This is a genomic window from Polaromonas sp. P3_C2 (assembly GCF_056402675.1).
Window position 1 is genome coordinate 1 of record NZ_JBFUGX010000596.1, and the last position, 2545, is coordinate 2545.

Genomic DNA, 2545 nt, shown 5'->3' on the forward strand with positions numbered 1-2545 from the left:
GTCAACACCTGGCTGACAATCAACCCGCCAAAAATCGCCAACCCCAGAGGCCTCCGCAATTCAGCACCTTCGCCAAAGCCCAGCATCAGGGGCACAGCAGCAAACAGCGCCGCCAGCGTGGTCATCAGGATGGGCCGAAAGCGCAGCAGCGCGGCCTGGTGAATGGCCTCCTGCGGGGATTTGCCCTGGCTGCGTTCGGCGTCGATCGCGAAGTCGATCATCATGATGGCGTTCTTCTTCACGATGCCGATCAGCAGGATGATGCCGATGATGCCTATCACCCCGAGGCCTGACCCGCTGATCATCAGCGCCAGCAGCGCGCCCACGCCGGCGGAGGGCAGGGTCGAGAGGATCGTCAGCGGGTGGATGTAGCTTTCATACAGCACACCCAGCACGATGTAGACGCAGATCACAGCCGCCAGGATGAGCCAGAGCTGGTTGGACAGCGAGGCCTGGTAGGCGCCCGCCGCACCCAGAAAGGTCATGGTCACGCTGGCGGGCATGGCGATGTCCTTGGCCGCTTCCCGGATCTCGTCGACCGCCTTGCCCAGCGAGACGCCGGGCGCCGTGTCAAAACCCAGCGTGGTGGCCGGGTACTGGGCCACGCGGGTAACCTGCAGCGGGGCCGCTTGCTCCGTGATGGTGGCGATGGCCGACAGCGGTGTTGGCGTGCCGGAGCCGGTTTTGAGTTGCAGGCTGCCCAGCGATGCCGGCGTGCGCAAGGAGTCGGGCATGGCTTCGAGGATCACGCGGTACTGGTTGGTTTCGGTGAAGATGGTCGAGACAATGCGCTGGCCGAATGCGCTGTAAAGCGCGTCGTCAATGGACGAGGTCGTGACGGCCAGGCGCGACGCGGTGTCGCGGTCTACCGTGATGTAGGCTCCGGCGCCGCTGGAGCCCGCATCGGACGACACGTTGCGCAGGCTTTCGAGCTGCCGCATGCGCTGCGTAAGCTTGTTGGCCCATTCCACCACGGTGGCGTTGTTCGAGCCTTCGAGCGATACGCGGAATTGCGTGGGCCCGGTTTCGGCGTCAATGGTCAGGTCTTGCGTGGGTTGAAGGTACAGAGTAACCCCGGCTACCGCGGCGGCCCTGCGCTGCAGCCGGTCCATGGTTTCCTGCTGGCTGCCTATGCGCTCTTTTTTCAGGTTGATCAGCATGCGGCCGGTATGCAGCATGGTGTTGTTGGCTGCGTCCACGCCAATGAAGGAGCTCAGCGTTTCGACGTCGGGGTCTTCCAGGATGGCCTTGGCCGTGGCTTGCTGCAGCGCGGCCATGCGGTCATAGGACACCGATTGCGCGGTTTCCACGCGAGCCTGCAGCTGGCCGGTGTCCTGCGTCGGGAACAGGCCCTTGGGGATCAGCACATACAGCAACACCGTGAGCAGCAGGGTGGCCAGCGCCACCAGCAGCGTGGCGCCCTGACGTTTGAGCACCCAGGTGAGCCACACGTCGTAGCGTGCGATCACGTCGTCAAAAAAACGCTGGAGCCGCGCGCCCGCCTGGGCCAGCCGGCCTTCGCCCGCCGTTTCCGGCACGTGCTTGAGCCATCTCGCCGACATCATGGGCACGAGGGTGAGCGACACCACGGCCGAGATCAGGATGGTGATGGCCAGCGTGACGGCAAACTCGCGGAACAGCCGGCCGACCACATCGCCCATGAACAGCAGCGGAATCAGCACCGCGATCAGCGACACTGTCAGCGAGATGATGGTGAACCCGATCTGCGTCGCACCCTTGAGGGCTGCGGCCATCGGTTCTTCGCCTTCCTCGATGTAGCGCGAGATGTTTTCGATCATCACGATTGCGTCGTCCACCACAAAGCCGGTGGCGATCGTGAGTGCCATCAGGCTCAGGTTGTTGAGGCTGTAGCCCAGCAGGTACATCAAGCCGCAGGTGCCGACGAGTGAAATCGGCACGGCCAGGCTGGCGATGACTGTGGCGCGCAAGCTGTGCAGGAAAGCAAAGATCACCAGCACGACCAGCAGCACGGCCAGCAGCAGTTCAATCTCGACGTGCATCACCGAGGCGCGTATGCCGGTCGTACGGTCGCTCAGCACATCGACCCTGAGGGAGGTGGGCAGGCCGGCCTGCAGTTCGGGCAGGCGTGCCTTGATAGCGTCCACCGTGGCAATGACGTTGGCGCCGGGCTGGCGCTGCACATTGAGGATGATGGCTGGTTTCAGACCAGACCATGCGCCCAGTTTGATGTTCTCGGCGCTGTCCACCACCTGTGCCACGTCTGACACTCGCACCGCCGCACCGTTGCGAAAGGCGATGATGAGGTTTTTGTAGTCAGCAGCGGCGACCAGCTGGTCGTTGGAGTTGATCGAATAGGACCGTGTAGGGCCATCGATGCTGCCTTTGGCGCCGTTGGCATTGGCCGCGGAGATCGCAGTGCGCAGTGAATCAAGCCCGAGGCCGTAGGAAGCCAGCGCCCGTGTGTCGGCCTGGATGCGCACCGCGGGGCGCTGCCCGCCACTGAGCGACACCAGCCCCACGCCATTGACCTGGCTGATCTTCAGGGCCAGCCGGGTGTTGACGA

The 2545-nt window shown here is 63.9% G+C and carries 1 protein-coding gene; it reads right to left on the minus strand.

Translation table 11 applies throughout. From position 1 onward, the window contains the following. On the minus strand, positions 1-2545 hold a 2545-nt coding region (locus AC1DWI_RS19505; RefSeq protein ID WP_477725501.1), incomplete at both ends, for an efflux RND transporter permease subunit.